Consider the following 22,835-nt stretch of genomic DNA (forward strand, 5'->3'; position numbering starts at 1 on the left):
CGCGTGGTTTCAAATTTTGGGGGAGAGGCGGGGTAAGCTCCTATTTGGTTGAAGATCGCAGGATATTCCGGCTCTTTAACATCATTATTCATTCGCATCACTTGGGGAGTTTTATGCTGCGCCGTGTCTTGGCTATGTTTGCGATTGGTGCGTTGGCACTAACTGGCTGCGCAAGTGCTGGTGATAGAGAGCAGTCAACTGCCGAATTTAGCCAAAACTATGTCCCGCTTGATCAATTCTTCGTGGCCGATCTGGCTTCAACGGGCTCTAAGAAGATCAAACCCGGTGCCAAGCTCACCGGGCCGAAAGCAATGGCTGTGTTGAACTCGTTGCCGGTTAAAGGTAAGGCCCCGGCTACCGGATATAACCGAAATAAGAAGTTCGGTAACGGGTGGAAAGACTTTGATAAGGATAAGTGCGACGAACGCCAAGATACGTTGTCTCGCGATATGTCCAAGGTGAAGTTCAAAGACCGTAAGAAGTGCACTGTGCGCTCCGGAACCTTGCAAGATAGCTACACCGGTAAGCGCATTAACTGGAAAGTGAATTCTGGTTCGGTTGATATCGACCACGTGGTTGCGCTGAAAAACGCCTGGATCTCCGGTGGGCAGAAGCTGTCGCAGGCACAACGTCAGGCGTTGGCTAACGACCCGTTGAATTTGATGGCTTCCTCAGCTTCTGCGAACCGGCAGAAGGGTGCTAAGAACACTGCCGAGTGGCTACCGAGAAATAAATCCTTCCGCTGCCAGTATGTGGCTACCCAGGTCAGCGTCAAGAAGAAGTACGCGCTTTCGGTGACCAAGGCCGAGAAGAACGCCATGAAAAAGGTGCTCAACACCTGCAAGAACCAAAAGTCCGCCAAGGTGAAACCGATCAAACCCGGTGGAAGCAAAGACAGTTCTAAGCCGAAAACTCCGAAAAAAATCCAGAGCCATTACGTTAAGGGCACCGTACATCCGGGAGCGTTCTGCAAGAGCGTAGATAAGTCTAAAAAGGGTAAGTCGAAAACTGGTAAGACCTACACCTGTAAGAGTTCCAAGACCGACAGTCGTTTGCGCTGGCGAGTCTAGCTGACAAAGAGGATGGCCCGCAGTCCGGCATATGCCGGACCGCGGGCCATCCTCTTTGTTGTTATCGAGGCTGAATATTTACCTCATTCACCAACTAAGCTCTCTTTTTGGTGATGAAGCCCCAGATGACCAAAACGATCAATGAGCCACCAATGGCAAGCAACCAGCTAGACAGCGAGAAGAACTTGTCAACGTCGGCGTTGAAGACGGCTTGGCCGATCCAACCGCCAACGAGGGCACCTATAACGCCGAGGACCAAAGTTGCGATCCAGCCGCCGCCTTGCTTACCTGGCAAAATTGCTTTCGCGATAGCGCCAGCAATCAAGCCCAGAACGATCCATCCAATAAATCCCATGGTTCTCTCCAATGGTCTAGCTATCAGAAGTGGTCGGGTTTGACCTACTTGATGGTGACAATACTCGACATTGAGTAGTAGTTCCACGTGTTTTGATGATTTTTAATGAAATTTTCAGGAAGGATTCAACCTGAAGATGAATGTTCCGTCATAAATATGAGCATTCCGTAGCTGACAAGGCGTTAGAAAATTTTGGCAAATTGCCTGTTTTGGTTTCCTTGACAGTGTGGCGTGTCAGTCCTAGGCTGTTTAAATCTGCTTTTATGAACCTAGGGTTCAATAAAAGCTGATATTAGGTTCGCGCACGACGGAGTGGATAAATGACGACTAACCAAACGCCCATCATCGTAATGGGAGTTTCCGGTTCCGGTAAATCAACCATCGGTGCCCTGCTAGCCGAGAAATTGGAGCAGGAATTCATTGATGGCGATGCCCTGCACCCAGAAGAAAACCGCATTAAAATGGCGGCGGGGATCGCTTTGGATGATGCGGACCGCACACCATGGCTGAACAACATTGGCGAAAAACTTTCGGACAGCAATAAGGCGGGAGCGCCGGTCATCATTGCATGCTCGGCACTCAAGCGCTCTTACCGAGACTTAATTCGCAGTCACGAACCAGACACGCTCTTTGTACACCTCACCGGTGGCAAGCAGTTGATTGGCGAACGTATGGCGGCACGCAAGCACGAGTTCATGCCGACTTCACTGCTCACCAGCCAGTTGGCGACGCTGGAAGAACCAAGCAGCGACGAACATGTTCTGCTCGCAGAAGTCGCACACACCCCTGAACAGATCGTCAGTGATCTTCTCGAAGCATTAAATCACTAGCGAATTACTTACTTCCATTGATCAAGGACGACAATGACAACTGAGCTCGAAATGAACTGGACGCTGGGCACCCCGGCGTTACTAGGTGTGGCGGTGGCAGCTATTGCGCTGCTCCTGCTGCTGATTATCCGCTTCCGCGTGCATGCTTTTGTCGCGTTGGTGCTCACCAGCTTGCTCACCGCGATCGCTGCAGGTATTCCGGCAGGCTCGATTATTACCACGATGACCTCCGGCTTTGGCAGCACACTAGCCAGTGTCGCGCTACTTGTCGGTCTGGGCGCCATGCTCGGACGAATGTTGGAAACCAGTGGTGGCGCGGAAGTGCTGACAAACTGGTTAATCGAGAAATTCGGTGAAGATCGTGCACCGCTGGCACTGTCTGTAGCCTCGTTGTTGTTCGGTTTCCCGATCTTCTTTGACGCCGGCCTGGTAGTCATGATGCCGATCATCTTCACCGTCGCTCGCCGACTGGGCGGCTCGTTGCTGTTCTACGGTATTCCTGCCGCGACCGCATTCTCCGCGATGCACATCTTTGTCCCACCACACCCGGGCCCGGTGGCCGCTGCGGGACTGCTGAACGCCAACGTCGGTCTGGTGCTGGTCTTCGGTCTACTCGTTGCGATCCCTACCTGGTACTTCGCCGGTCACCTTTTCGGCAAGTTTGTGGGCAAGAAGTTCGACATTCCAGTTCCGGATATTTTGAATGCCACGCTAGGTAACGGTCAGGACAAGAACCACTTCAAATCTTCCCCGTCGGTACGCACGGTCTTTAGCCTGTTGCTGCTGCCACTGGTATTGATCTTCCTGAACACCGGGTTAAACATGCTCGGTTCGGCCGGGGTTGTTGACCCGAAGGCCCCATGGGTTCAGTGGTTGCGTCTGCTCGGTGAAACTCCGGTGGCGCTGATCATCACCGTCCTGTTGGGCATGTACCTGCTCGGATTCCGCAAGGGTAAAGAAAAAACGCTGATCGAAACCATCGTCGATTCGGCGTTGGGCCCAGTTTGCTCGATCATTTTGATCACCGGTGCCGGTGGCATGTTCGGTGGAGTGTTGCGAGCAAGTGGAATTGGCGACGCGATTGCCTCCTCGCTGGAATCCGTCGGTCTGCCACTGATCGTTGCTGGCTTCTTGATTGCCGCAATTGTTCGCGTGGCTCAGGGTTCGGCAACTGTCGCACTGACCACTGCTGCGGCGATTATTCAGCCTGCGGTGCTGGCTGATACATCGCTCAGTTCCTTCGAAGTCGTCACGATGGTCCTTGCCTTGGCCGCCGGTTCGGTCTTCGCCAGCCACGTCAACGACTCGGGATTCTGGCTGATTTCACGGTTCTTCCAGATGGATGTACCCACCACGTTGCGGGTATGGACCGTTGGCCAAGCCTTGGTTTCGTTGGTCGGTTTCGCTTGCGTGATGGTGCTCTACGCCATTGCCAAGATGGTTTCCTAAGTATCACTGCAAAAAATCCCACAGCGCCCACGGGCGTTGTGGGATTTTGTGTACCTATTTTCGAAGCTTTGAATACAAGGCACACACCGCGGCCTGTACACCGGTGCTGAGTGTCGGCTCGATGACCGGAGCAAAAAACGGTGAGTGATTTGCCGGTGGTATGCCGGAGGCAAGAGTCTGCGCGGTATTGCCACCGAAGAACCAGAACACGCTAGGCACCCCGATCGCCGAGGCCAACGCACCAAAGTCTTCACTGCCCATCACCGGGTGGCCAGGACGGACTTGCTCGGCGCCGAATTCCTCGCGGAAGTGTTCGGTTAACGCTGCGGTCTCGACCGGGTCATTATGCAAAGGAGGGAAATGCGATAAGTCCTCGATTAGAGGTTCCGGTGCCCCGGACGCCGCAGCCTCCATCATAATGATCCGCCGGATCGCGGTGAGCACGGTCTCGCGGACCTCAGGCTCAAAGGTGCGCACGTTGAGTGTGAAGACTGCCCGATCTGGAATCACGTTTTCCTTCAACCCACTATGGAAGGAACCGATCGTGACGACCGCCGCCGATTGCGGCGGCACTTGCCGGGAAACAATAGTCTGCAGTCGCAACACGATCGCCGCGCCAAGCACAATCGGATCAATAGAATGCTCCGGGCTCGAACCGTGTGAACCTTGGCCGTACACGGTGACACGGTAGGAATCGGCGGTGGCCATCGCCGCACCTTCCATAATGGTCACGGTCCCGGCCAGCCCGTTCATCACGTGTTGGCCGTAGATGACTTCCGGCTTGGGGGCTTGCTGCCACAGTCCGTCCTCGACCATTGCCTTGGCGCCGGCACCTACTTCCTCACCGGGCTGCAAGATGAAGACGATGGTTCCGGCCCAGTCGTCGGTCCCTTGGGCATAGAGCTCGGCAGTCTTTAACGCGGTGGCCATGTGCGTGTCATGGCCGCAGGCGTGCATCACCGGAACTTCGGTGCCGTCCTCGAGGTGGCCGGTGTCCTTGCTGGCGTATTCCAATCCGGTGTCTTCTAGTACCGGCAGTCCGTCGGTGTCGGCGCGAAATCCGATCACCGGACCATCCCCGTTGCGCAGGACGCCGACCACTCCGGTGCCACCGCAACGAAATACCTCAAGGCCTAGGGCCTCCAGGCGCCCGGCGAGATAATCTGCAGTCTGATTTTCTTGCATGGAAAGCTCGGGATGAGCGTGTAAATGCTTGTAGGATTTCTGCAGATCGGCGGCCATCGCCTCGGTCATGGTCAATGATTCTGGAAGCTTGCTCATTATCTGTGTGTACCTTCCGGCTCGGCTGGGTTGAGATTTAGTAGACGGGACCCTCGGGCGGGGTTTCTTCCTCGGCTCTTTCGGCCACATCCGTCTTTTGACGGTCGCGTAGCACCCAGGCCAGCACGGCGGTGGAAATCACTGCAATCGCGGTGGAGAATAATGCCATTTTCGGTGAGAGCGGAGAAAGTACAAAGACCACGATGAGCGAAACCACCAATGCGATGACCGCCGCCCGCGGAGATTTCTGCGAAACGATTGCCTGAATAAGCACGGCGCCCATTACCGTGGGCAGGATGTAGAGCTGCACGGTTTGGACGATATCGGCGGGGATCACACTGACCAACCAGGTGCCGAGTAGACCGACAAAGATGAACAACGAGGTCAGGTGCACTGCGGCAGCACCACAGATGGCCGCTACGGAGGCGAGCTCACCCTTGCGCGTGCCGGGCTTCACTCCGATGGTCGACTGGGCGATCATTGCTGCGGGCAGAAGCTTGTTGGAAATGTTGCCAATCATGAATGCCTGCTACATCGAGGAGGCTCCCAAGATGGGGTAGTAGGTCAGCGGTTCGACAATCCAGATCACCCCGAACACCGCTGCTAGTGCGGCGAAGGCCGCGAAGATTCCGGATAGTTCAATGTCCAGTCCGGAAAAGAAGACTAGGTAGGCCGGGGCCGCGAGCGAGAAAAACAGGCCAATAATCATGGTGATTCGGCCCCAGCGTGAGGTGGTCTTGTCGAAGGCTCCGAGCGCATCGTGGATTTGAGTTGACTCTGGCATGGCGTACTCCTTAAATCCGTAGGTGATTTAGGCTCGGGTGGCCAGGTGGGTAATGACTAGCGACAAGATGATCGCGATACCTAGGGCCCATTCTTTAATCCAAGGCCGGTCTACACGTTTGGCGATAATCATCAGTACCGTCATGATCAGCGCAGAGGATCCGAAGGCAATAACATGGATCCAGGATCTGGGCAGCTCACCGAGTCCCAGCACCATAAAAGCTCCAACCATTGCCGCACCGGGAACCACCAGCATGATGGCCGGGTTGACCTTACGCAACGCTGAATCACCTCGTTTGAGTAGGGGAGTGAGAATCAGTGTGGCAATCATCCACATGGCACCGCCTAGACTCATCGCGGCGAGGGCTAATCCGAAGACTGCCTGGGTATAAGTGGGTCCGCCAAGTTCGGCGCCGGCAGAATTCGCAGCAATCGCTGCGGCGGCCATTTCGTAGGAGACCGAACCAATCAGTCCGATACGGACCAGCACCGCGGGGGTGCCAAAGACGGTCAGCAATGCGACGGCGACCATGACCACTGCTAGCGAGAGGCCCAAGGCCGAAATTGCGCCGGCACGGAAGCTGGTTTTGATCTCCTGATGAGCCATGCCTATATGCGGCGCGGCGATCTGCGCGGCCTTCATATAGATCACGCTATGGATGATGATGACCGGGAATACTCCGATGGCGCAGGCCCAGAGGAACGGTGAATTGGCTACGGCGAGAATGTCTGTGGAATTATTGTCCACCGCTGCTGCGAGATACATGGACTCTCTACCCTTCGGCACGTGGTTTTGGGCCTTAGAAGAAAGTCCATGCGAAACCAGTTCAAGTGCCCGCGTGCACAACACATGGCACCTTGCGTTGGGGAGTTGTAGACCCGGCTAGCGCGCCCCTGGGTTTCCATACGCAACCGGTTCGGAAAGCACCGAGGAAGTTCCGGGGAATACCGGTTACGAGTGTTCGGAAGACTATTTAGTTGTTCGCGTTGTTTTCTCGCGTGCCACCCACCATACGTGAGGTGGGGCGGAACGAAAATAGTTTTTGGGCGCAACTTAGCGAAAGGAAAGAATCTCTTATGAGTATCTGACTAGCGAATAAAGGTGCTCGTCAGTGATAACTCTATTGAGAAGGGTTGCCGGGTCAGTCTATTTTTTCGCGATGGGATCCACAAATACTCGTGGAGCACCTTCCCAGAGGCTACAGATTTCATTGTGGGTGCGGCGCATAATGCTTTCCATATTGCGTCGTGCTCCCTGCGCGTCCATATTTGAGATGTTGTCGGCGACCGACTGATGCCATGCCAGAGCTTCCTCATGAGGACGTTCTGGCATCAGCCCAAGTTCCGTGCGTCCGCGCAGAATCGCGGCAATGGGTGTGGCAAGGTTGGCGAACATTTCATTACCGGAGGCTGCAAGCACCAACGCGTGAAAGCGGATATCCAGTTCCAGGAAACGACGCAGGTCACCTTGTCGGCCGTAATGATTCATTTGGGCCGAGATCAGCATCAGCTCTTTACGCATCGCTTCGGGTGCTACCTCGGCGGCTAATTCGGCGGCCATCGGCTCCACTGAAATGCGTAGTTCGGTCAGCGAACGTAACTGTGCGCCCTTCTGATCACTAGCTAGGCGCCAACGGATCACGTTCTCGTCATATGGGTTCCACTTTTCGGGACCCAACACTCGAATGCCTACGCGTTTGGTGCTGGTGACTAGGCCACATTGCGCAAGAACACGTACCGCCTCACGGATCACGGAACGTGAGACCTGAAGCTTTTGCTCTAGATCTGCGGCGAGAACGATGGACCCGCGGGGGATGAAACCGCCGACGATGCGCGATCCGAGATGCTCAACCACATGAGCGTGGAGACTAGTTGCCATGGCGCTAGTTTAGCCAATAACTGCTGGTCACGTTGCTCGGGCACCACGAGGACGAGAAATAAATATGCTTTAAACCTCGCTTAGGTCTGGGAATCGGTGGGTCTGCGCGCGTAGACTAGTAAGCGTCACATGGCCGTGATGGAGGCCGTGAGTTCCCGGTTTCCAAAAACGGTACAACTCCCCGGTAACTGATGGAGACTTATTTTTATGCCTGCACAGATTGGTGTCACAGGTCTGGCCGTGATGGGCGCTAACCTCGCCCGTAACTTCGCCCGCAACGGATACACCGTCGCCCTGCATAACCGTTCGATCGAAAAGACCGACGCATTGCTTGCGGCACACGGCGATGAAGGTGACTTCATCCGCACCGAATCGCTCGAAGAGCTCGTTGCAAATCTTGAAACTCCGCGTCGCGTCCTGATCATGGTGAAGGCTGGCGGTCCGGTCGATTCGGTCATCGATCAGCTGGTGCCATTGCTCGAAGAGGGCGACGTCGTCATTGACGGCGGCAACTCGCACTACACCGACACCCGTCGCCGCGAAGCTGCACTGACCGAAAAGGGTCTGCACTTTGTTGGCATCGGCGTTTCCGGTGGCGAAGAGGGCGCACTACTTGGCCCATCGATCATGCCAGGTGGCTCAGCAGAGTCCTACAAGTCGCTAGGCCCAATGCTGGAAAAGATTTCAGCTAAGGCTGACGACGGAGCCCCATGCTGCGCATGGATTTCCACCGATGGTGCCGGCCACTTCGTAAAGATGGTCCACAACGGCATCGAATATGCCGACATGCAGGTCATCGGCGAAGCTTTCGACCTGATGCGCCACGCAGCAGGCATCGAGCCAGCAAAGCAGGCAGAGATTTTCGCAGACTGGAACAAGGGCGAACTGTCCAGTTTCCTGATTGAAATCACCGCAGAGGTACTCGGCCACACCGATGCTTCCACCGGCAAACCACTGGTAGACGTCATCCAGGACTCCGCTGGCCAGAAGGGCACCGGTCGTTGGACCGTGCAGTCCGGTCTGGATATGGGTTCACCTGTTTCGGCCATCGCCGAGTCGGTCTTCGCTCGTTCACTGTCCAGCCAGCGCGACATTCGCGCCGTCGGCCAGCAGGTTCTGGCAGCACAGACTACCGAGGTGACCCTGCCGGAGAACTTCATTGAAGATGTGCGCCAGGCACTATTCGCTTCCAAGCTGGTCTCCTACGCGCAGGGCATCGACATGCTGACCTCCGCTGCCGGTGAATACAACTGGGATCTGAAGCTGGACGAAATTGCCGGTCTCTGGCGCGAAGGCTGCATTATTCGTGCGGCACTGCTCAAGGACATCACCGCTGCTTACTCGGCAGATGAGAAGCCGGTCAACCTACTCTTCGCACCAGCCTTCTCCGAGGCGATTGCTAAGGCCGTTCCGGCTTGGCGCCGCGTAGTGTCGGTTGCAGTACAGCTGGGTATCCCAGCGCCACTGTTCTCCTCATCGCTGGCTTACTACGATGGCCTGCGCCGCGACCGTCTGCCAGCCGCCCTGACTCAGGGCCTGCGTGACTTCTTCGGTGCACACACCTACCGTCGCACCGATAAGGAAGGCACCTTCCACACTCAGTGGAGCGGTGACCGCACCGAGATCGAAGCAGTGGACACCCACTAGTCTTCGCAAGCTATTCAAATGCCCGCAGGCTCAACTAAGAGCCTGCGGGCTTTGTCTTTAACCACCGGGTTCTGGGATTTCTACGTTGCGCATGACGCACAGGTGCCTCAAGGTACATCGTTGTGCGGTGCGGGTCAGGTCACTGACTGGAAATTGAATGAGCCCTAAACCGGGGAATTAACGGGGTAAACATGGCAACAATTCCCATGCCAAACACCGAGAGTCCTATGGCAAAAAACCTCCATTGAGCTGCCCTGCAACTTCCGAAATCTTGCATCTCGGCATCCGTAGCGCCCAACCAGGGTTGGAGGTCATCCTCGCTCCATCCGGTCGCGCCGGCCCCGATTCCGCACGAGGCTCCATCGAGTTGCACCGGGTAAAGCAGGATGGCAAACGAAAGTGCAAATAGTAAAACGGCGGATCCGGCGAGTAGCTGACCGTTTCTGTTTAGCCTGGATCGTATCAACAGGAACATCCCTGCGGCGCACAGACCAACGAGCAAGATGCCGTACAGTATCCAAAAAGACAGTGGCTGGTTTAGATATTCATGCATTTGAGCTTGTCCTGTCGTCGCCGTAACGCGTACCCCAATTCAGGGAACTAAAAGCTGAGCTTATATGCGTCGGATCCTAGGTAGCGTAAACGCGAGCCGTGAATATTCGGGGAAATTTGGCTGCCTGCGCATTGGCTGATGTCTATCTGCTCTATCGTCGGTCTTACTGATCAAGTAGCAACTGCGCCGTACGCAATAGCTGCACAGCTTCACTCGGTGCGATACGCACTAAAGTGAACGAAGCTACCACGAGACCGGTAACGGCCGTGGCTAGCATTTGCGTTTGCACAGCATCTACTGCTGGCCGGGCCGCGATAATTCCGCGATGTAACGCCGACTGGAGTTCGGCCCGGTATTCGCCAATAATCCGCGCTACCTCAGGGTCCTCGGAAATTGGTGCGTTGGCCGTATTGATCAAAAGACAACCGTGATTCGCAGGTAAGGATTCGGTGCGTTCAAAGGCTTCGGCGAGTCCCGAGAGATACTCGCTAACCGCAGCGGGCTTGACCGGGGCAGCTAATAGCGGCCGCAGCCGTGGCCGGACGATTTCTTCGAGATAGCTCTCTACCGCTGCATCAAAGAGTCCGCGCTTCGAACCAAAAGAGTTATAGATGCTTGAACGGCTCAGTCCCGTAGCATCTTCAAGTTCCGGGATGGAAGAGGCCTCGAATCCCTTGGACCAAAAAACCGTACGTGCACCATTGATGACGTGTGCCCGATCAAAAGCTAGTGTTCTTGCCATCACATAACCTCCCTCTTTCGGTAACGACCATTCCAGTATATATTGAAATGGTCATTACAAAACGACGTGGCTCGAGAAACATTACTCAGGAGATGGCATGATCATTACCGCACTCGTGTTCGGTGTCTTAGCAGCACTAATTCACGTATACATTTTCCTGATGGAATCCATGTGGTGGACCACCCCGCGGGCGCGTGCCACATTTGGAACCACCGAAGCGGAAGCCAAAGCCACCAAGGAATTAGCCTTCAACCAAGGTTTCTACAACCTGTTCCTCGGTATCGCGGTAGCACTCGGCGTGGTGTTTCACTTCCTCGGACAGCCGGCCATCGGCGCCACCCTCCTGCTCACCGGGGCCGGTTCCATGTTGCTAGCCGCCACCGTACTGCTCTTGTCCAGCCCGGATAAAAAATCAGCGGCACTAAAACAAGGCGTTTTCCCGTTGTTAGCGGTGGTCTTCATGATCATTGGCCTGAGCAACTAATTTTTCGTTCCAGAAGCAAAACTAAGAAAGGTGCTCATTACCATGAGTGAATTCACCAGTACCCAGATTCAGCTTGCTAGCCGTCCCACCGGATGGCCAACCGCCGAAAACTTCGACGTAACGACCACCAGCTACGGTCCACTAGAAGCCGGGCAAGTACGAGTAAAAAACGAGTTCATCTCCGTTGATCCCTACATGCGTGGACGAATGAGTGCTGCTCGATCCTATGTAGCACCCTACGAAATTGGTGGACCAATCACCGGTGGCGCAGTCGGACGCGTCGTAGAATCGGCATCGGATGAGTTACCTGTAGGCGCCGTGGTACTCCACCAGCACGGCTGGTCTGACACCATCCAAGATGATGCAACTACTTTTAATCAGATTCCAGAAGTTCCGGGAATGCCGTTGTCCTTAAGATTGCACATCCTGGGCATGACCGGGCTGACCGCGTATGTGGGTCTGACACAGATTGCTTCGATGAAACCAGGAGACACGGTCTTTATTTCCGGTGCGGCCGGAGCGGTGGGTACGGCTGCTGGCCAGATTGCCAAGTTGCTCGGTGCCAAGCGTGTTATCGGTTCGGCAGGTAGTGCCGAAAAGGTAGAACTGCTCACCAGCAAATACGGGTACGACGCAGCGTTCAACTACAAAGACGGCGATGTGCGCGGCCAATTGGCTGCAGCGGCTCCTGAGGGTATCGACGTATTCTTCGATAACGTAGGTGGCGAACACCTAGAGGCAGCCTTGGCCTCCTTCAACAACGGTGGACGTGCAGCACTATGCGGTGCGATCTCCGGATACAACTCCACACAAAAGTTAGCTGGGCCTGACAATATGGCTAACCTGATCACCCGTGGGTTGAAGCTTCAGGGCTTTACCCTCTCCAGCTACCTTCACCTGTCCGAAGAGTTTGGTGCGAAGATGGGTGAATGGTTTGCCTCGGGCAAGATCGCTTACGACGAGACCATTGTTGACGGCATCGAGAATACGGTGGAGGCGTTCCTGAATATGATGCAGGGTGCAAACACCGGCAAGATGCTCGTGCGCATCTAGTTGTTAGCGCAGTGCATGTTGAGAACTTCGCTGGCGTTGTTTAGATATCCCGGCCATTAAAATGCCAGATCTTCAATCTTTGCTGACTGTAAATATCGGCCCGTGACGCCGAAAAGTTGAGGAAACTTATGCCTTGAAAACAGCATAAGAATAATTGTTTGCCCATATCAGCTCTTGTCTAATCGAATTTTGTAGACAAGACTCATTGGACAAGCAACATTCGAAGAGGGAGTCTCTATGGTTGGGATACAAGGCTGGCATTTGTTGGTGTTGCTCGTCGTAGCTGCGCTAATTGTGGCAATCATTATTGTTGTGGTTGTGCTCGGTTCAAAATCCTCGGCCCGAAACACAACACAGGTTGGGGCCAACGGTCAGCCAGTACCCGGACCCCAGGTCGGGTACTCGGTGGACGGACAGCCGCTTTTTCAACGAAATACTCAACTTGAGACGAATGTTTTCGCCATCCTAGCTCTTGTCTTAGGGATCCTCACCGGTCTCTTTGGCATTATTTTTGGGCATGTTGCGCTGAACCAAATCCAACGAACCGGGCAACCGGGGCGCGGAATGGCGTTAGCGGGTCTGATTATTGGTTATGTCTGGCTTGCGTTATGGCTCCTTCTGATCCTAGGAGTGGTTGTCGCTCATGCACAGGCCGTCGTTTCTCAGCAAGCACTGATTACTGGTTAACCCCAGTGGCAAAAGTCGGCGCCCCATCTTCGACCCTTGAACCATAGGTTTGGGGCGAAACTGGGGCGCGGACTTTTCTCATCAATTGCAGCGGGTGTTGGGATTGAGTACCTTCCAAGATCCCAAACCCGTTCGATACCTGGACGAAAGGTCGCCGAGCTAGAATCGGCTCATGAACGGATACGAATCGAGTTCTTCTGCGTTGGCCTGGCTCTTATGGCTGGCCCCGTTGCTGACCGTTGTAGTTGCAGTCATAGGTGCCTATGTGGGGGTCAGAACCCTGCAGTTCCGTACCAAAGTTGATAGTGCCGGGCAGTGGTGGGCACGCGTTCAGAACGCCATAGACCACTGCCTGGCCGACAACACCAGAGAACAAAATCTGGGCACAACCATGCTCGACCATCTCCAGGCACAAGGCGAAATGCCCGAGGGTCTGGATGAGACCCAGCAACGAGAGTGGCAACGGATCAACAAGATGCGCTGGAGCGTGCAACCCGAGGACCTGTTGATGATACACGGTATTGTCAAAGATCTCGCACTGTCCCAATCCAAGCGACTCAGTTCCATGGGGATCCGCCTGAACCCGGAAGTGCGCCCTGAATACGACACGTTGCTGCGCCAGGCACAGCTGGTGCTAAAGATTGATGCGAAGCTCGGACGTGAGGGCGACCCAGAAATCCTCAAGCTGCTCACCGCTGGCTAAGTGCGAAACATTCGTAACTCGATTAACCTCGACGTTTTCGGGTCTACCTTTTGAGCTCCATCAAATTCAAAGCCGTTGCGCCGATAAAACGCGATGGCTCGAGGATTGTCTTTGGCTACCCACAGCGAAGCCGGTTGCTGTCCTAGAACCGCGGTGAATAGCTCCTGGCCGAGCCCGGTGCCGTGGTTCGCGCTAGCTACATACAGGCTATATAACTGCAGTTCGCTCCCCGGATTTCTTCCGGCGAGCGCAAAGCCGAGAAATCCTTTGGAGCCAACGGCTACGACGCGCCGTAAGTTGTGGTCCTCGTCTTGTGCGAGTCGTTCCCACAACTGGCGCCGTGCGACCATATGGTCATCGGTGAAGTAGTCTTCTGGCAGTTGTTTGGAATAGGTCTCTTTCCAACAGTGCACATGCAGCTCGGCGAGCGCAGCTGTATCTTCCAGTAAGGGCGCGCGAAGCTCATAGTCCATTACTTGCCTACGGTGTACTCGGCGAGGTGTTGACCGGTGAGCGTGCCCGAGGTTGCCAGTTGTTCCGGGGTTCCTTCGAATACGATGGTTCCGCCGTCGTGGCCGGCTCCGGGACCCAAATCGATCACCCAGTCTGCATGGGCAACGACCGCTAGGTGGTGTTCGATGACGATCACGGTGTTTCCCTCGTCCACCATTTCATCTAATAGTCCCAAGAGCCGGTCCACATCTGCCATGTGTAGTCCTGTAGTTGGCTCGTCTAGTACGTAGGTTCCGTGGCCTTTGCCTAGGTTGATGGCTAATTTCAGGCGTTGTCGTTCGCCACCGGAGAGCGTGTTCAGCGGTTGTCCGAGCTTGATGTAGCCAAGCCCCACCTGATTTAAGCGTTCTAAGGTGGTCTTTGCTTTTGGGATGTTCAGCTGTTCGAATGCTTCTTCGATACTCAGGTCGAGGACCTCGGCGATGTTCAACCCGTCCAAACGGTATTCAAGTACCTGCGCGGTGTAGCGCTTTCCCTCACAGAGTTCACAGCGCATTTGCACCCCTGCCATGGTGGCCAGATCCGTATAGGTGAACCCCACGCCGTTACAGTTTGGGCAGGCTCCCTCAGAGTTGGCGCTGAAAAGTGCTGGCTTGACCCCATTGGCCTTGGCGAAGGCCGCGCGGATAGGGTCAAGGATCGAGGTGTAGGTGGCCGGGTTGCTGCGCCGGGAGCCACGAATAGCTGATTGGTCCACCACCGCAACGTCTTCGCGTTTGGAGATGGTGCTGTGGATGAGTGTGGACTTACCCGAACCTGCCACTCCGGTAATCGCGCAAAGTACTCCGCGCGGGATATCCACGTCAACGTTTTTCAGGTTGTGCGTGTTTGCCCCGCGGATCTGCAAGGGTTCTTTACCCGGGCGTACTGCCGACTTGAAGGGAACTCGGGCCGAGAAGTGTCGTCCGGTCACCGTATCGCTGGCTAAGAGTCCCTGAAGAGCTCCGGCGTAGGTGACCGTGCCGCCATGTATTCCGGCGCCTGGTCCTAGATCAATCACGTGATCGGCAATCTTGATCACCTCGGGCTTGTGCTCAACTACTAGTACGGTGTTGCCCTTATCGCGTAGGTCTTCTAACAAGTGATTCATGCGTTGAATGTCGTGGGGGTGAAGTCCCACGGTGGGTTCATCAAAAACATAGGTGACATCGGACAGCGCACTACCTAGGTGCCGGATCATCTTGACCCGTTGTGCTTCTCCACCAGAGATAGTCCCGGCCGGTCGATCCAAGGAGAGATAACCAAGCCCAATCTGCACCAGGGATGCCAAGATGGTGCGCAGGTTTCCAAGTAGCGGAGCCGCGTCAACAATGTCCAGCGTGTCTAGGAACTCCACAAGGTCGGTTACCTGCATGGCTGTCAGTTGTGCGATACCCAGGCCAGCAATTTTTGAGGCGCGAGCCTTCTCGCTCAAACGTGAACCGGCACAGACCGTGCACGGCGCGGTGGTGGAAATGCGGGCGATCCAATCGCGGATATGTGCTTGTTTGATTTCCTTACCTGAGTGGATGTAGCTGGTTTTGATGCGGGTAATCAACCCCGAATAGCTCATATTCGCGCCGTTGAGTTTCACCTTGCCCAATGGTGCATAGAGCATCCGGTCCAACATCTCTTGGGGCATCTCCTTGAGCTTGAGATCCAGATCTGGTTCGGTACCGGCGGTGAGGGTTTGCCAGAGCCAAGCATCCGGAGCAAAGTTTGGGGCCTTGATGGCTCCCTCGTTCAGGGTTTTGTCCCAGTCCAACAGTTCATCAAGATCGATACTTGCCTCGGTACCAAAACCTTCGCAGGCACTACACGCGCCCTCGCCTAAATTGAAGGAGTAAGCGCCAGCGCCGCCAGCAGTCGGGCTTGAATAGCGTGAGTAGAGCACGCGTAGCAGCGAGTAGGCGTCTGTGGCGGTGCCTACGGTGGATCGTGAATTCGCGCCCATACGTTCTTGGTCCACCACTATCGCGGCCGACAGGTTATCTAGCACCTCAACATCGGGACGCGGCATAGATGGCATGAAGGATTGTACAAACGCCGTATAGGTTTCGTTGATGAGCCGTTGGGACTCGGCGGCGATGGTGCCAAAGACCAGTGAGGACTTGCCCGAGCCAGATACTCCAGTGAAAGCGGTGATCCGTCGCTTAGGAATATCCGCGTCCACCCCGCGGAGATTATTTTCCCGCGCTTTGCGGACGTGGATCATGTCATGGCTATCTGCAGGATGTTGGCTCATAGGCTAAATCCTACCCAGCACCAAAGGACGTGCTCGCCGTGAACAATATGACGCGGAGAATGTCACGAGCAGAATGTTTCCGGCTAGTCGCGTTAGCGTTTAACCGGTGCTTAACCGTGAGATCCCTGCAGAACGTCCGGCAGACCCGATAAACCGTGGACAAAAGGTACAAGTTCGCAATGAAGTGTGCCCTGGCATCCATAAGTCAACCCACAGATTTCTGTGAACGGACTTTGAGCCTTTACGATTGTGAAGGCGTGCCGTAGGCCACAGGGTCGTGCGATCTCTCGCACAGCGCTCATCACTCGTCATCCTGAAGGAAGAACATGAACGTTTTGAAAAAGATCCCTCTGTTGGGGTGGATCGTCGTTGCCATTATTCTCGGCATCTTGCTCGGCCCAGTCATGCCGGTGGGGCTCGGTAGCGTCTTCCTGACCTACAACTCGATTTTCTCGGGCTTCCTGAGCTTCATCGTTCCGCTGATCATCCTTGGCTTGGTCATGCCGGCAATTGCCGAATTGGGCAAGGGTGCAGGTAAATGGCTGGGTGTGACCGCACTGATCGCTTACGGCTCGACCGTCTTGGCTGGCCTGCTGGCATACTTTGTCAGCCGCTGGCTCTTCACCGCCTCGCTAACCGGCGGCGGTGTTGAAGAAATTGGTGAAGGTGAAGGATCCGGTTTTGAACCATTCGTCTCCTTGGTAACCTCCGCAGGCGACGGTGCCACCGAGATTGTGCTTGAACCAGTCATTGGTGTGATGAGCGCACTGATTCTGGCCTTCGTAATCGGCATTGGACTCACCGCGTTCCGCAGCACCGTGCTATTCCGTGGAGCGGTCGAGTTCCGCACCATCATCGAAATGGTCATCCGCCGCATCATCGTGCCAGCGTTGCCACTGTTCATCTTCGGCATCTTCCTTGACTTGTCGGCCAGTGGTTCAGCAATCACCGTGGTCACCAAGTTCCTGTTGGTTGCAGTAGTCGCCTTCGCTCTGACCCTGGTCGTTCTGCTGATTCAGTACACCATCGCAGGCACCATGTCCGGCCGTAACCCACTGAAGGCACTGTGGGGCATGCGCGACGCGTACTTCACCGCGCTGGGTACCTCTTCCTCGGCGGCGACCATCCCGGTCACCCTGGCCTCGGCCAAGAAGAACGGTGTTTCTGATTCGGTGGCAGGCTTTGTGGTGCCATTGTGCGCCACTATTCACCTGTCCGGTTCGATGGTGAAGATTACCTGCTTCTCGATCGCAGTCTTGATGCTCACCGGCGGAGACATCAGCTTCGGCGCGTACTTCCCATTCATCTTGATGCTCGGCGTCATGATGATCGCAGCTCCTGGTGTTCCAGGTGGAGCCATTGCAGCGGCCGCTGGTCTGCTGGTGCAGATGCTTGGCTTCGGCGAGGTCGAGGTGGGCCTCATGTTCGCCGCGTACATTGCGCTGGATAGCTTCGGTACCGCAACCAACGTGACCGGCGACGGCGCGATTGCAATGATCATGAACAAGCTCACTCACGGCAAGCTGGGCGCTCAGGCCCAGGACCCTGAAGATGAGCATGTTGAAGTTCTTGCAGGCGAGAACGACGAGCACAACCTAGCCAACTAGTTCGAAAATTAAAAGCGTGGCACTACTGGGGATCCAGTAGTGCCACGCTTTTAATTGTTAACAGTTAGCGATTCACCTCGACGTAAGCCCAGGTCTACGCATTGTTCGGCTATTTGCAGAGTCTAGGGTTTCATGCCCCAGATCTCGGTAGAAATGGCAGCGAATGCTCGCGCAAGTTCGTAGCCCCACAAGGCAACTTCCGCTGCATCGTAGCTTGTTTTCGTCGCGACTCCGACATGTGAAAGATGATAGGCTCTGGCTTGATATGGGTGCTCTACCCCGAATAGTTGTTGTTGCTTTGAGGGGCTTCTGTGTCGCGATAGCCGCACTAGGTTTTCGGTTTCTAACCGCTCAGCAACTTCCCATGCTCGATGGAGCGCAGTGCACATATTAATTTTTGACTCGCCTTCAACCTCATCGTGCTCGTCAGCGAAGAACCCGATTTTGGCGGAGAACTTCGGCTGTGAAGTTGCCACCCTCGTGCCTTGCACTTGTCCAAATACCCAGGTAGCTGGAACTGAGTAGTCAAGGCTCGGATAGCGACTGTCTGCGTAGGTTAACTCCACCTTCACCTCGGGACCAAGCGTTGTTAATGCTTGTCCCAGCAGTCGACGAGTTTTGGCCTTGGTACCGGGTAAGCCCGCGAGCAGCAAAATGTCATTCAACAGCTGACCTGCCAGAGGATTCGTCGGCTCTAATTTGTGGAGCAGATCTGACCAGGAAACCGCCCGTAGGGTCGGGCGTTCGGTCAATACTTCGACCACGTCGATAGCATCACAAGCTGGCACCAAGAGGATACCTGCCGAATTCGGAAATCGCTCTGCATATCGATCCATCTGCTCGGTAGATGCAAAATCGTCGATTTTTGCTTCGAGAAACGCGTATTTATCGCTTCTCGCGCTGAACGTTAGATCTGTGTCCAGCAGTTCGCGCCGGATACTCTCCGGATCGATATTATTCAGCTCAAAGCCAGTGAGGGAGCTGAGCGCCGCTCCGAATTCGTCAGGGTGGCAGATGGCCAAAGCCGATAACGCGCGAACCGCGCTGTGCTCTGAAGTCCAAGCTTGTGGGAGGCGAGGCGAGGTCATAAATATTATCTTGCCCCAAAGAGAGAAATGACCTCGTGCAACACGCACGAGGTCATTCCAACTCTTGTATTATTTAGATCCACATGGCTGGATCAATATATTCGGCCGGGTCCACCGCAGGCTTGTGTTCCTCGGGAGTGCGCGGGCGGTTCTGCGCCGGAATACCGGTGACAATGGATCCTGCCGGAGCATCCTTGACTACCACTGCGTTGGCGCCTACCGCGGAGTCTGCACCAATGGTGATCGGGCCAAGCACCTTCGCACCGGCACCAATGACCACGCGGTCCCCGATGGTGGGGTGGCGCTTGACCTTAGCCAGTGAGCGTCCGCCGAGGGTGACCCCGTGATAGAGCATCACATCTTCGCCGATTTCGGCGGTTTCGCCAATCACGATGCCCATGCCATGGTCGATAAAGAAGCGCCGTCCAATGGTGGCACCGGGGTGGATCTCGATGCCGGTGATTGCACGGTTAGCCTGTGAGAGCAGGCGTGCCGGCCATTTGAGCGACGGGTTCTGCCACATCTTATGCGCCAAACGGTGCATCCAGATCGCGTGCAGTCCTGAATACACGAAGAAGTTTTCGGTATCACTACGGGCTGCCGGGTCATGGGAGCGAGCGGTGGCGAGATCTTCGCGTAACCGGGAGAAAAAACTCATAAATACAACCTTTGTGCTTGCAACAAGCTGACGTGCCCTGAAACAGGGAACATGACAAATCGGCGTGAGCCGCTTGATGGACCTATATAGATCCAACAGCGCGTCACGCCGATTTATTCACGACTTTGAAAACTAGTTATTAGCCGCGGATGTCATCAAAGAGCAAGGTGGAGATGTAACGCTCGCCAAAGTCGGGAACGATGGTGACGATCTGCTTGCCTGCGTACTCTTCACGGGCAGCAATCTGCAACGCACCCCATACCGCGGCGCCGGCGGAGATACCGCCAAGAATGCCTTCCTTCACACCCAGTGCGCGAGCCACCGAAACGGAGTCTTCGATCGACGCATCAAGCACCTCGTCGTAGAGTTCGGTATCCAGCACCTCGGGGATGAAGTTTGCGCCCAGACCCTGAATCTTGTGTGGGCCTGGCTTGCCGCCATTGAGGATTGGTGAATCCTTCGGCTCCACCGCAACGATCAGCAGGTTAGGGTTCTTTTCCTTCAGGTAGCGTCCGGCGCCGGTGATGGTGCCACCGGTACCGATACCTGCCACGAGCACGTCAACCTTGCCGTCGGTGTCTTCCCAGATCTCTGGGCCGGTGGTTTCCGCGTGAACCTGTGGGTTCGCGGTGTTGGCGAACTGCTGGGCCCAAATAGCGTTATCCGAGGTAGCGACGATTTCCTTCGCCTTTTCTACCGCGCCACGCATGCCGTCGGCGCCCGGGGTCAATACGATCTCGGCACCGTAAGCGCGGAGCATGACGCGGCGCTCGGTGGACATCGTCTCTGGCATGGTCAAGATGACCTTGTAACCGCGAGCGGCGCCCACCATGGCCAGGGCGATACCGGTGTTGCCACTGGTGCCTTCCACGATGGTTCCGCCTGGTTTGAGCGCACCGGACTTTTCTGCGGCGTCCACGATGGCGACACCGATACGATCCTTGACCGAGTTGGCTGGGTTGTAGAATTCCAGCTTCACTGCGACGCTACCTGGCAGGCCCTCGCCCAAACGGTTGAGCTTAACTAGAGGGGTCTTACCGATGATCTCGGTGACGTTGTTGTAGATCTTGCCCATTTGTATGCAATCCTTACGTGACTTGGTGCAGGCCGCTGTTGCCCGGCGTGTGGTGCTGAAGTTTCAGTACTAAGCCTAATCGGCTCGTTGAACACTCAGGACTCGTTAAGCCATTGAGCGTAATATTTCCTGACTTTTACGAGCTTCGGGTCAATAATGACTCGGCAATATCCGACTTCTTGGTTCTCCGAGTAGAAATCTTGGTGAACTTGCTCGGCCGGGTAGAAATCTTTGGACTCCTCAATCGTGGTGACGATCGGGCTGGGGTACAGTGCCGCGTACTTGTTGATGGCTGCTTCAAAGAGCTCACGCTGTGCATCATCGAGTGGGAACATTGCCGAACGATACTGGGTACCCACGTCGTAGCCTTGGCGGTTTAATGTGGTCGGATCATGCACCGTGAAGAACATGTCCAAGATAATTTCCGCCGGGACCACCTGTTCGTCGAAGATCACCGCGACAACTTCCGCGTGACCGCTAGTGCCGGAACAGACCTGACGGTAATCCGGATTTGTGGTGTGTCCGCCCTGATATCCGGAGAGCACCGCGTGCACTCCGCGGGTGCGCTGATAAACGGCGTCTAAACACCAGAAACAACCGCCCGCTAAAACGAAGGTTGTCAGTTTGGTGTCCTCGACGTTCAACGACGCGGAAAAATGATGGGGTGTGTCTAATCTGAGAGTACTCACAGAGTTCATAACGTCGCGGCGTTGCATTATGTTCCACACCCAGTTTCAGCGCGTAGGGTAGAAATATGCAGAGCAAGGCTAATACCCCGCAGAATCCGGCAGCGAAAACTCCGGCTGGGCAGTCCGCGAAACTCTCCACCGTCAACGGCGAGGCCACGGAAGGAACAGAGACCGAAGCTAGTGCCAGCCTCACCACGTTGGGCGCAGTGCTCGAAGCAGTCGAGGAACTGTGGCCAGAATCGTTGGCCGAAGACTGGGACGCCGTTGGGCTAGTTACCGGTCGCATTACCGCACCGGTGAAGAAGATCGTGATGGCGGTGGATCCGACCCTAGAGGTCATTAACGACGCGATCACCCGCGGGGCAGATTTGTTGATCACCCATCACCCGTTGTTGTTGCGTGGTGTCACCCAGGTGGCCGGAACCAGCTTTAAAGGCGAGGCGATTCACCGGCTGATTGAATCCGGTACCGCACTACTGACAGCGCACACCAATGCAGATAACGCCATTGGTGGTGTTAATGATGCCCTGGCCGATGCCTTTGGTCTCAAAGACTGTGTCCCGCTGGTCGAATCTAAGGATGGGTTACCCGAAGAGGGTTTGGGCCGGGTTGGTTTCCTCGATAAGCCGATGAAGCTCGAAGATTTTGCCGAACGGGTCTTTACCGTGCTTCCGGCAGTTGCCGGTGGTGTTCGGGTGGCCGGTGACCGGCTGGGAATTGTCCGCAAGATCGCGTTGTGCGGTGGAGCTGGTGACTCACTCTTTGACGCGGTGCGCGCCCACAAGGCAGACGTTTACGTCACCGCAGATTTGCGCCACCATCCGGCCAGTGAGGCGCGCGAGGCTGCCGAGGGGGGACATCCTTTCCTGATCGATGTTTCGCACTTCGCCTCCGAGTGGGTGTGGCTTTCCGCCGGCGCCCGCGCGTTGGAAAACGTTCTGCAAGATTTGGGCCATGAGGTACAGATCGAGGTGTCCCAGGTGAACTCCGATCCTTGGGACTTCGTGCTGACTCCATAACATGTTGCATCATCTTGAACTTTGGGTAGCCGACCTGAGCGCCAGTACTGGTTCCTTGGGTTGGCTATTCTTGCGTCTGGGATTCGAAGTCGAAGCTACGTGGCCCAGCGGCATCAGCTACCGCCACCAAGACTTCTACATCGTGCTCGAATCCGGACCGGACGTGAGCCAGGGGCCGCATCAACGCACGGCGCCGGGGCTAAACCATGTGGCTTTCCACTCCGGTAGCCGCGAACAGGTCTACGAGTTGGCCATCGAGGCGCAACAGCACGGGTTTACGCTGATGTTTGCCGATAAGCATCCGTTTGCCGGGGGAGCGGAGCACTATGCCGCCTATCTGGAAGATACGTCGGGATTCGAAGTTGAGCTGGTCGCGCAGTTTTAGCCACAGTGATTTAGCCCTACCCAGGTCCCAAAATACCGGGGTGCGGCAAACTTTCTGAGAT

The 22,835-nt window shown here is 55.5% G+C and carries 24 protein-coding genes; 11 read left to right on the forward strand and 13 right to left on the reverse strand.

Annotated elements, in window-relative coordinates; translation table 11 throughout:
• Positions 1 to 113 precede the first annotated feature (113 nt).
• Positions 114 to 1,070 carry an HNH endonuclease family protein gene (locus ACX5K5_RS07720; protein ID WP_459175374.1) on the forward strand — a complete coding sequence of 319 codons (957 nt, stop codon included), beginning with the start codon at positions 114 to 116 and terminating at the stop codon, positions 1,068 to 1,070.
• Between the two features lie 94 nt (positions 1,071 to 1,164).
• Here ACX5K5_RS07720 and ACX5K5_RS07725 read toward each other — a convergent pair whose 3' ends face one another.
• Positions 1,165 to 1,425 (reverse strand): GlsB/YeaQ/YmgE family stress response membrane protein, encoded by a 261-nt coding sequence (locus ACX5K5_RS07725; RefSeq protein ID WP_442346590.1) that lies wholly within the window; start codon positions 1,423 to 1,425, stop codon positions 1,165 to 1,167.
• Positions 1,426 to 1,745: 320 nt separating this feature from the next.
• Here ACX5K5_RS07725 and ACX5K5_RS07730 point away from each other — a divergent pair, with 320 nt between their 5' ends.
• Positions 1,746 to 2,255, forward strand: a complete 510-nt coding sequence (locus tag ACX5K5_RS07730; protein ID WP_096254196.1) for a gluconokinase — start codon at positions 1,746 to 1,748, stop codon at positions 2,253 to 2,255.
• Positions 2,256 to 2,288: 33 nt separating this feature from the next.
• Positions 2,289 to 3,704: a GntP family permease gene (locus ACX5K5_RS07735; RefSeq protein ID WP_459175375.1), complete on the forward strand. Its 1,416-nt coding sequence runs from the start codon at positions 2,289 to 2,291 to the stop codon at positions 3,702 to 3,704.
• Between the two features lie 54 nt (positions 3,705 to 3,758).
• Here the strand turns inward: ACX5K5_RS07735 and ACX5K5_RS07740 are convergent, their stop codons facing one another.
• The 5 genes from ACX5K5_RS07740 to ACX5K5_RS07760 all read right to left on the reverse strand — a co-directional run bounded on the left by ACX5K5_RS07740 (position 3,759) and on the right by ACX5K5_RS07760 (position 7,647).
• Positions 3,759 to 4,985, reverse strand: coding sequence for an amidohydrolase (locus tag ACX5K5_RS07740; RefSeq protein ID WP_459175376.1), 1,227 nt, complete (start codon positions 4,983 to 4,985; stop codon positions 3,759 to 3,761).
• Positions 4,986 to 5,022: 37 nt separating this feature from the next.
• A complete protein-coding gene (locus tag ACX5K5_RS07745; RefSeq protein ID WP_459175377.1) occupies positions 5,023 to 5,505 on the reverse strand; it encodes a hypothetical protein in 483 nt (160 codons plus the stop codon).
• 9 nt (positions 5,506 to 5,514) lie between these two features.
• Positions 5,515 to 5,769 carry a hypothetical protein gene (locus tag ACX5K5_RS07750; RefSeq protein WP_459175378.1) on the reverse strand — a complete coding sequence of 85 codons (255 nt, stop codon included), beginning with the start codon at positions 5,767 to 5,769 and terminating at the stop codon, positions 5,515 to 5,517.
• A gap of 27 nt (positions 5,770 to 5,796) precedes the next feature.
• Positions 5,797 to 6,534, reverse strand: a complete 738-nt coding sequence (locus ACX5K5_RS07755) for a DUF5058 family protein (protein ID WP_459175379.1) — start codon at positions 6,532 to 6,534, stop codon at positions 5,797 to 5,799.
• A gap of 381 nt (positions 6,535 to 6,915) precedes the next feature.
• Positions 6,916 to 7,647, reverse strand: a complete 732-nt coding sequence (locus ACX5K5_RS07760; RefSeq protein WP_096254201.1) for a FadR/GntR family transcriptional regulator — start codon at positions 7,645 to 7,647, stop codon at positions 6,916 to 6,918.
• A 207-nt stretch (positions 7,648 to 7,854) separates the two neighbouring features.
• On the opposite strand from ACX5K5_RS07760, the gene gndA reads away from it, so the two are divergent.
• On the forward strand, positions 7,855 to 9,294 hold the full coding sequence (gene gndA, locus ACX5K5_RS07765; RefSeq protein ID WP_096254202.1) for an NADP-dependent phosphogluconate dehydrogenase: 1,440 nt from the start codon (positions 7,855 to 7,857) through the stop codon (positions 9,292 to 9,294).
• Positions 9,295 to 10,010: 716 nt separating this feature from the next.
• Here the strand turns inward: gndA and ACX5K5_RS07770 are convergent.
• Positions 10,011 to 10,589, reverse strand: coding sequence for a TetR/AcrR family transcriptional regulator (locus ACX5K5_RS07770; protein WP_188685597.1), 579 nt, complete (start codon positions 10,587 to 10,589; stop codon positions 10,011 to 10,013).
• 97 nt (positions 10,590 to 10,686) lie between these two features.
• Here ACX5K5_RS07770 and ACX5K5_RS07775 point away from each other — a divergent pair, with 97 nt between their 5' ends.
• From ACX5K5_RS07775 to ACX5K5_RS07790, 4 genes are all read left to right on the forward strand, one after another.
• Entirely contained in the window at positions 10,687 to 11,073 is a 387-nt protein-coding gene (locus tag ACX5K5_RS07775) for a DUF1304 domain-containing protein (RefSeq protein ID WP_096254205.1), read from the forward strand.
• Positions 11,074 to 11,115: 42 nt separating this feature from the next.
• Positions 11,116 to 12,126 carry an NADP-dependent oxidoreductase gene (locus ACX5K5_RS07780; RefSeq protein WP_096254206.1) on the forward strand — a complete coding sequence of 337 codons (1,011 nt, stop codon included), beginning with the start codon at positions 11,116 to 11,118 and terminating at the stop codon, positions 12,124 to 12,126.
• Positions 12,127 to 12,363: 237 nt separating this feature from the next.
• A complete protein-coding gene (locus tag ACX5K5_RS07785) occupies positions 12,364 to 12,813 on the forward strand; it encodes a DUF4190 domain-containing protein (protein ID WP_443450563.1) in 450 nt (149 codons plus the stop codon).
• Between the two features lie 172 nt (positions 12,814 to 12,985).
• Positions 12,986 to 13,516: a hypothetical protein gene (locus ACX5K5_RS07790; RefSeq protein ID WP_459175380.1), complete on the forward strand. Its 531-nt coding sequence runs from the start codon at positions 12,986 to 12,988 to the stop codon at positions 13,514 to 13,516.
• Here ACX5K5_RS07790 and ACX5K5_RS07795 read toward each other — a convergent pair.
• Complete coding sequence (locus ACX5K5_RS07795; protein ID WP_096254209.1) at positions 13,513 to 13,989, reverse strand: GNAT family N-acetyltransferase; 477 nt, start codon at positions 13,987 to 13,989, stop codon at positions 13,513 to 13,515. The genes ACX5K5_RS07790 and ACX5K5_RS07795 overlap by 4 nt on opposite strands.
• Positions 13,989 to 16,253 (reverse strand): ATP-binding cassette domain-containing protein, encoded by a 2,265-nt coding sequence (locus ACX5K5_RS07800; protein WP_443459275.1) that lies wholly within the window; start codon positions 16,251 to 16,253, stop codon positions 13,989 to 13,991. The genes ACX5K5_RS07795 and ACX5K5_RS07800 overlap by 1 nt, the downstream gene beginning before the upstream one ends.
• 326 nt (positions 16,254 to 16,579) lie before the next feature.
• Between ACX5K5_RS07800 and ACX5K5_RS07805 the strand changes: the two genes are divergently transcribed.
• Positions 16,580 to 17,860, forward strand: a complete 1,281-nt coding sequence (locus tag ACX5K5_RS07805) for a dicarboxylate/amino acid:cation symporter (protein ID WP_188685603.1) — start codon at positions 16,580 to 16,582, stop codon at positions 17,858 to 17,860.
• Between the two features lie 122 nt (positions 17,861 to 17,982).
• On the opposite strand, the gene ACX5K5_RS07810 is transcribed toward ACX5K5_RS07805, so the two are convergent.
• From ACX5K5_RS07810 to msrA, 4 genes are all read right to left on the reverse strand, one after another.
• Positions 17,983 to 18,948, reverse strand: coding sequence for a hypothetical protein (locus ACX5K5_RS07810; RefSeq protein WP_459175381.1), 966 nt, complete (start codon positions 18,946 to 18,948; stop codon positions 17,983 to 17,985).
• A 73-nt stretch (positions 18,949 to 19,021) separates the two neighbouring features.
• A complete protein-coding gene (gene epsC / locus ACX5K5_RS07815; protein WP_459175382.1) occupies positions 19,022 to 19,606 on the reverse strand; it encodes a serine O-acetyltransferase EpsC in 585 nt (194 codons plus the stop codon).
• A 139-nt stretch (positions 19,607 to 19,745) separates the two neighbouring features.
• Positions 19,746 to 20,681 (reverse strand): cysteine synthase A, encoded by a 936-nt coding sequence (gene cysK / locus ACX5K5_RS07820; RefSeq protein ID WP_188685607.1) that lies wholly within the window; start codon positions 20,679 to 20,681, stop codon positions 19,746 to 19,748.
• A 95-nt stretch (positions 20,682 to 20,776) separates the two neighbouring features.
• Positions 20,777 to 21,304: a peptide-methionine (S)-S-oxide reductase MsrA gene (gene msrA, locus ACX5K5_RS07825; RefSeq protein WP_096253953.1), complete on the reverse strand. Its 528-nt coding sequence runs from the start codon at positions 21,302 to 21,304 to the stop codon at positions 20,777 to 20,779.
• Positions 21,305 to 21,435: 131 nt separating this feature from the next.
• Between msrA and ACX5K5_RS07830 the strand changes: the two genes are divergently transcribed.
• On the forward strand, positions 21,436 to 22,389 hold the full coding sequence (locus ACX5K5_RS07830; protein ID WP_459175383.1) for a Nif3-like dinuclear metal center hexameric protein: 954 nt from the start codon (positions 21,436 to 21,438) through the stop codon (positions 22,387 to 22,389).
• 1 nt (position 22,390) lies between these two features.
• The gene (locus ACX5K5_RS07835) at positions 22,391 to 22,774 is read left to right on the forward strand and encodes a VOC family protein (RefSeq protein ID WP_459175384.1); all 384 of its coding nucleotides are present in this window, start codon (positions 22,391 to 22,393) and stop codon (positions 22,772 to 22,774) included.
• Positions 22,775 to 22,835: the final 61 nt, after the last annotated feature.

Source organism: Glutamicibacter bergerei (genome assembly GCF_054495185.1).

Coding starts and splice junctions, on each gene's coding strand:
- ACX5K5_RS07720 (WP_459175374.1), top strand. CDS start 114: ATGCTGCGCCGTGTCTTGGCTATGTTTGCGATTGGTGCGTTGGCACTA.
- ACX5K5_RS07725 (WP_442346590.1), bottom strand. CDS start 1,425: ATGGGATTTATTGGATGGATCGTTCTGGGCTTGATTGCTGGCGCTATC.
- ACX5K5_RS07730 (WP_096254196.1), top strand. CDS start 1,746: ATGACGACTAACCAAACGCCCATCATCGTAATGGGAGTTTCCGGTTCC.
- ACX5K5_RS07735 (WP_459175375.1), top strand. CDS start 2,289: ATGACAACTGAGCTCGAAATGAACTGGACGCTGGGCACCCCGGCGTTA.
- ACX5K5_RS07740 (WP_459175376.1), bottom strand. CDS start 4,985: ATGAGCAAGCTTCCAGAATCATTGACCATGACCGAGGCGATGGCCGCC.
- ACX5K5_RS07745 (WP_459175377.1), bottom strand. CDS start 5,505: ATGATTGGCAACATTTCCAACAAGCTTCTGCCCGCAGCAATGATCGCC.
- ACX5K5_RS07750 (WP_459175378.1), bottom strand. CDS start 5,769: ATGCCAGAGTCAACTCAAATCCACGATGCGCTCGGAGCCTTCGACAAG.
- ACX5K5_RS07755 (WP_459175379.1), bottom strand. CDS start 6,534: ATGTATCTCGCAGCAGCGGTGGACAATAATTCCACAGACATTCTCGCC.
- ACX5K5_RS07760 (WP_096254201.1), bottom strand. CDS start 7,647: ATGGCAACTAGTCTCCACGCTCATGTGGTTGAGCATCTCGGATCGCGC.
- gndA (WP_096254202.1), top strand. CDS start 7,855: ATGCCTGCACAGATTGGTGTCACAGGTCTGGCCGTGATGGGCGCTAAC.
- ACX5K5_RS07770 (WP_188685597.1), bottom strand. CDS start 10,589: ATGGCAAGAACACTAGCTTTTGATCGGGCACACGTCATCAATGGTGCA.
- ACX5K5_RS07775 (WP_096254205.1), top strand. CDS start 10,687: ATGATCATTACCGCACTCGTGTTCGGTGTCTTAGCAGCACTAATTCAC.
- ACX5K5_RS07780 (WP_096254206.1), top strand. CDS start 11,116: ATGAGTGAATTCACCAGTACCCAGATTCAGCTTGCTAGCCGTCCCACC.
- ACX5K5_RS07785 (WP_443450563.1), top strand. CDS start 12,364: ATGGTTGGGATACAAGGCTGGCATTTGTTGGTGTTGCTCGTCGTAGCT.
- ACX5K5_RS07790 (WP_459175380.1), top strand. CDS start 12,986: ATGAACGGATACGAATCGAGTTCTTCTGCGTTGGCCTGGCTCTTATGG.
- ACX5K5_RS07795 (WP_096254209.1), bottom strand. CDS start 13,989: ATGGACTATGAGCTTCGCGCGCCCTTACTGGAAGATACAGCTGCGCTC.
- ACX5K5_RS07800 (WP_443459275.1), bottom strand. CDS start 16,253: ATGAGCCAACATCCTGCAGATAGCCATGACATGATCCACGTCCGCAAA.
- ACX5K5_RS07805 (WP_188685603.1), top strand. CDS start 16,580: ATGAACGTTTTGAAAAAGATCCCTCTGTTGGGGTGGATCGTCGTTGCC.
- ACX5K5_RS07810 (WP_459175381.1), bottom strand. CDS start 18,948: ATGACCTCGCCTCGCCTCCCACAAGCTTGGACTTCAGAGCACAGCGCG.
- epsC (WP_459175382.1), bottom strand. CDS start 19,606: ATGAGTTTTTTCTCCCGGTTACGCGAAGATCTCGCCACCGCTCGCTCC.
- cysK (WP_188685607.1), bottom strand. CDS start 20,681: ATGGGCAAGATCTACAACAACGTCACCGAGATCATCGGTAAGACCCCT.
- ACX5K5_RS07830 (WP_459175383.1), top strand. CDS start 21,436: ATGCAGAGCAAGGCTAATACCCCGCAGAATCCGGCAGCGAAAACTCCG.
- ACX5K5_RS07835 (WP_459175384.1), top strand. CDS start 22,391: ATGTTGCATCATCTTGAACTTTGGGTAGCCGACCTGAGCGCCAGTACT.